Raw genomic sequence first — 5,048 nt, 5'->3', positions numbered from 1 at the left:
GCACCTGAGGCAACGACCAACTCATCCGGAGGTATTGACATGAGGCATCACGGTGTGTGCTCGGGTCCTGTTCTGGGACGCTAGGTGTTCTTCCCCGTGAGGTTGTGAACGCGGTCTGAGGGTGTTTGGCCACCGATGCCGGTGTGGGGTCTGTGGTGATTGTAGTGATGGAGCCAGGCGTCGTAGGTTGCTGCTCGGGCTTCGTCACTGGCGTAGGTCTCGGCGTAGGCCCATTCCTGGGCGAGGGTGCGGTTGAAGCGTTCGACCTTCCCGTTCGTCTGCGGGCGGTAAGGCTTCGTGAATCGGTGTTTGATGTCGGGGCCGAGAGCTGTCGCAAACGCGCGCGAGCGATAGCAAGACCCATTGTCGGTGAGGACCTCTCGGACGGTGATGCCCGCGCTTGCGAAGAAGGCATCGGCTCTCTCCCAGAACGCTGACGCTGTCTCTTTGCGTTCGTCGTCAAGGATCTCTGAATAGGCGAGCCGGGAGTGGTCATCGACCGCGTGATGGAGGAACGCGTAACCGCGGCCCTTCTTCTTGTTGTTCCGGTTCCCGATCGTGCGGCCCAGCATGCGATGCCCGCCGCCATCAGGGATACGACCCTGCTTTTTGATATCGACGTGGATGAGGTCGCCCGGCCGTCCTCGTTCGTAGCGAACGGGTTTCGGTCGCCGGACGGGGAGACCGGTGGCCTGATCGACGTGCATCAGGATCGGCATTCGATATCGATGCAGGACCCGCTCGACAGTCGAGCGGGGCATACGGAGGTGATACCCGATCCGGTGCGGACCCCATCGTCTCGTGAACCGCAACGCAACGATCCGCCGCTCGATGCGCTGCGCGATGCGCGCAGGACTGCGATGAGGCCGCGAAGAACGATCCGTCATAGACGCGCCTGTCCGAGCTCGCTGGGCCCACTTCGATGCTGTTGCCGGCGACACCTGGAACCGTTCGGCCGCTCGCCGCACCGACCAGCCTTGGGCGTTGATCAGGTCGGCCAGGCGAGCCCGACCAACAGGCGTCAGGGGTGCGTTAGCGTGAGTCACGAAGACCTCCGTGCGTGAAATGTGAGTGTGGTAACCCACATCCTGCCCGGAGGTCTTCGCTAACTCACGTGATCACAACGTCCCGAGGAACTACAGCTAGGGCTCCGCGGCCTGCGGGCATGTGTCAGCGTCGGGCAGCGTCGAGTTGGTCTGCGGTGAGCGCCGTATTCGAGTAGATAAGGCGAATGGCGTTCGGGTCGGGGTTGCCTACGTCAGGCCCGCGGTCGACCAGGGTGAGCCCGGACTTGCGGGCCACCGCGGCGGAGGCGTGGTTGTGTTCGAGAAGGTGGGCGATCACCGGCCGCTGCGGGGGCACCTGCTCGGCGGCTGTTCGTGCCGTGAGTGCGAGTTCGGTGGCGTAGCCGTGGCCGTGGTGGTCGGCGTCGATGCGGTAGCCGAGATTCCAGACACAGCCGTGGAGGAGGGAGCATCCTCCGTAGCCGATGGACTCACCTGTCTCGCGTAGGCGGATGGTCCAGGTGCCGAGGCCCGTCTCTTCCCAGCTACGCTGCCACCCGTCGATCAGCTGCTCGGTCTGTGCGCGTTCAGTGTGGCGGAGGGATGGGTAGTGGGTCCACACGCGGGGATCGGCGCAGATGCGGTGCAACGCGTCGACATCCTCCACATCAGGGGGCGAGAGGGAAAGGCGTTCGGTGAGGAGGATTCTGCGGGAGCCTGCCACGGATACGAGCCTACGACTGGCTCGCGCCGCGCGATCAGTCATCGCTGTGCGGTAACGCTCGGCGGTGCGAAGATCAACTGCGGGACTCCGGCGTGCTCGATGCGTTCGACTGCGATCCCGTAGACGGTCTCGATGATTTGTGGTGTCAGGACGTCGGCGGGTGTGCCTTCAGTGATCTTGCGGCCTTCGTGGAGGAGGATAAGGCGGTCGCAGTAGCGGGCGGCGAGGTTGAGGTCATGGAGGACCACGATCGTCGTGACGCCGATCTCGCGGACCAGGGTCAGGATCTCGTGCTGATAGCGGACGTCGAGGTGATTGGTGGGCTCGTCCAGCAGTAGATGCGGTGCGCCCTGCGCGATCGCCCTGGCGATGAGGACGCGCTGTTTCTCACCGCCCGAGAGGCCTGCGAACACCCGGTCGGACAGATGTTTCACGGATACCTTCTCCAGTGCGGCGGTGACGATGTCGTGGTCGGTGTTGGTGTGGCGTTCGAAGGAGCGCCGGTGAGGTGTCCGCCCGAGCAGCACCATCTCCCGGACGGTGAAGGGCACGTCGGTGTCGGATTCCTGGACGACGACCGCGATCTGTCTCGCGACCTCCCTCGGTGTGAGCTCCGCCAGTGGCGCGTCGTCGATGTGTGCGTGCCCTGGTTTGGGTGTCAGCGCGCCGTGGAGTGTGCGCAGGAGGGTGGACTTGCCGCTGCCGTTCGGGCCGATGAGCCCGACCACCTCGCCCGGGCCGGCGGTAATCTCGATGTCTTCGAGGACCGCAGTCCGGTCGTAGGCGAAACCGATGCTGGTGCCGGTGATCACGAGTAGAAATGGTCAACGATCCGGGTGAGCCCGTCGATCGTGATCTGTGAGGCGGGAGAGGTAAATCCGAACAACAGCGGAAGCACCGCCCCGTTCTGTACGGCAGTGAGTTCCTCAGCGCCAGGGAGCGCGGTAACGGCTGTTTCCACCTCGGCCGGGGTGGCGCCGCTGTGGAGCAGGATCAGGACGTCGGGGTCGCGTGCGAGGAGTTCTTCGACGGAGACTTCGGCGGTCCGGTCGGGGAGGTCGGCGAAGACGTTGGTGAATCCGGCGAGGTCAAGGAGGGTGTGGTTCATGCTCCCGGCCCCGTACGCGTAGGTGGAGCCGCCGCCGATCGTCGGGTACAGCATCGCGGCCGTGCGGTTCTCACCGTCGGGGATTTGGACGAGCGCGGTCTCGATTTGCTCGTTGATCTCGTCCAGGGCGGTGTCAGCCTCGTCGTGCCGGTCGAACACGTCGGCATAGAGGGTGAAGAGCGTGTCGATGTCATCGAGCGTGGAGGTTGCCTGGCTGCCGGGGCAGGATTCCTCGTTCTCGAGCACGTTGACCCCCTGGGCGAGGAGCCCGTCGCGGGTGACGGTCTCTGAGGTGCCAATGACCAGATCGGGCTCCTCGGCGATGATGTCCTCAAGAGAGATCTCACCGCCACCGACCTGGGAGATCTCGTCACTGAGCACGGGAATCCCGGCCATCACGGCCTGCGTGTCCTCGTCGAAGTAGTCGTCGTGGAAGCGGCCGACGAGTCCGACGACCCGATCGAGGACGCCCAGCGAGGACAGTACGGGGATGGCTTCGTTGCGGAGCACCACAACACGCTCAGGCGCTTCATCGAAGGTGACCTCATTGCTGCAGTTGACGACGGTCACCGGGTACCCGGAATCCGAGGCTTGCGTCTGTTCGTTGCTGGGGCTGCTCGTGCAGGCGGCGAGGCCGGCCAGGAGGGCGAGTGAGGTGATCGCTGCGAGCGCGGACCGTTTCTGGGCGTGCATGTGGGGTTCTCCAGTTGGTGTCGATGGGCAGACGGAATCAGGAATTCGGCGCGTGGAAGCGGCGCACGAGGATGATCAGGAAAGGCGCGCCGATGAGCGCAGTAACGATGCCGATGGGCAGTTCTCGGGGCGACCAGACAGTGCGGGCGATGACGTCGGCGGCGACGAGGAATGTCGCACCGAGCAGCGCCGCGAGCGGCAGCATCCGCTGATGTGAGGCTCCGACAAGGCGGCGGGCGAGGTGTGGGACGACGAGTCCGACGAACCCGATCGCGCCGGAGGAGGCGACGACCGCCCCGACGCAGAGGCTGACGACCGCAAGGAGCTGCACTCGGAACCGTCCTGGCGCGACGCCGAGGGTGAGAGCGGTGTCATCTCCGATCGATAGGGCGTCCAGGTTCCGGGACCACAGAGTCAGGACGCAGATGCTGACCAGCACGATCCCTGTGACGACGAGCAGGGTGGTGTTCCACTGCGCCAGGGAGAGGGATCCGAGCAGCCAGAACATGACCGACCTCGACCCCTCGGGAGAGTCGGAGGAGAACACGAGGATGCTCGTCGTTGCAGACAGTACATACCCGATCGCGACTCCGGCCATGACCAACCGGATCGACGTCATCCGCCCGCCCGAACGGGCCAGGACAAACACGCCGGCGGCCGCGATCGCCGCGCCGAGGAACGCGCTCAACGGCAGTGCATACGCACCGAGGCCCCCGGCAACGCCGAACAGGATGGCCGCCGCCGCCCCGGCCGAAGCACCCGAGCTGATCCCCAGTAGATACGGGTCGGCGAGGACGTTGTGCACCATCGCCTGCAACACGGCACCGCACACGACAAGGCCCGCCCCGACCGCAGCACCCAGCAGGACTCGCGGGAGCCGCACGTTCCACACGATCGATTCCTCCGCCCCGCTCCACGTCGCGGCGGGGACTCCGAACAAGCGGTGCCCGATGACGGAGAGCACCGTGTCCGGGGAGACGGACACCGAGCCCAGGGAGATCCCACCAACAATCGACACGACCAACGCGACGGTGACTGCGGCAGACCATCCTCGCGCCGAGCGCACCGAGCTCTCCCTCTGGTCAGGGCGGCGAGAACGGGAATGAGCTAGAGCCACGTGCGGAATCCTCGCGATGGGAAGTTGACAGAACGAACACCACTCTACGACATCATGTAGATTTACGTTGGGTAGGATGAACGACGGAGGTGTCAGATGGCGGGTGAGCGCACGCGTGAACGAGGGGAACTCGAGGGCGAGGTCATGCGCATCCTCTGGGACGCATCCGAGCCTTTGAGTGCCCGCGATATCCAGGCCGTGTTCACTGGTCATGTCCCGGCGTACACGACGTTGATGACGGCACTGGAGCGGTTGCAGAAGAAGGGTGATGTCGTCCGTTCCGGAGATTCCCCACGCAAGGTCCGCTTCCGTGCGGCGCGAAGCGGGGACGAGCATGTCGGACGGTCTGAGGTGCCGCGTGGTTTTCGGACAGTGGGCCCTCTTACGATGAGGGTGCTACTG

At 64.9% G+C, this 5,048-nt stretch carries 6 protein-coding genes; 1 reads left to right on the top strand and 5 read right to left on the bottom strand.

Annotation, left to right across the window (positions count from 1 at the left end; genetic code table 11):
* Window positions 1-80: 80 nt before the first annotated feature.
* The 5 genes from INT49_RS20465 to INT49_RS20445 all read right to left on the bottom strand — a co-directional run bounded on the left by INT49_RS20465 (window position 81) and on the right by INT49_RS20445 (window position 4,859).
* The gene (locus tag INT49_RS20465) at window positions 81-1,046 is read right to left on the bottom strand and encodes an IS481 family transposase (RefSeq protein WP_193119580.1); all 966 of its coding nucleotides are present in this window, start codon (window positions 1,044-1,046) and stop codon (window positions 81-83) included.
* A gap of 124 nt (window positions 1,047-1,170) precedes the next feature.
* A complete protein-coding gene (locus tag INT49_RS20460; protein ID WP_319021720.1) occupies window positions 1,171-1,728 on the bottom strand; it encodes a GNAT family N-acetyltransferase in 558 nt (185 codons plus the stop codon).
* 38 nt (window positions 1,729-1,766) lie between these two features.
* Window positions 1,767-2,540, bottom strand: a complete 774-nt coding sequence (locus tag INT49_RS20455) for an ABC transporter ATP-binding protein (protein WP_193119578.1) — start codon at window positions 2,538-2,540, stop codon at window positions 1,767-1,769.
* On the bottom strand, window positions 2,537-3,406 hold the full coding sequence (locus tag INT49_RS20450) for an ABC transporter substrate-binding protein (protein ID WP_193119577.1): 870 nt from the start codon (window positions 3,404-3,406) through the stop codon (window positions 2,537-2,539). The genes INT49_RS20455 and INT49_RS20450 overlap by 4 nt, the downstream gene beginning before the upstream one ends.
* Before the next feature lie 160 nt (window positions 3,407-3,566).
* Window positions 3,567-4,859 (bottom strand): FecCD family ABC transporter permease, encoded by a 1,293-nt coding sequence (locus INT49_RS20445; RefSeq protein ID WP_193119576.1) that lies wholly within the window; start codon window positions 4,857-4,859, stop codon window positions 3,567-3,569.
* Here INT49_RS20445 and INT49_RS20440 point away from each other — a divergent pair.
* Window positions 4,743-5,048: BlaI/MecI/CopY family transcriptional regulator (locus INT49_RS20440; protein ID WP_193119575.1), on the top strand; the 306-nt coding region annotated here is incomplete at its 3' end. The two genes, INT49_RS20445 and INT49_RS20440, sit on opposite strands and share 117 nt — an antisense overlap.

Origin of the sequence: Brachybacterium tyrofermentans (assembly GCF_014897585.1) — a bacterium.
Classification (GTDB): Bacteria; Actinomycetota; Actinomycetes; order Actinomycetales; family Dermabacteraceae; genus Brachybacterium; species Brachybacterium tyrofermentans.
The sequence above is the reverse complement of the archived record's forward strand: the minus strand, read 5'-3'. Positions and strand labels throughout refer to the sequence as shown.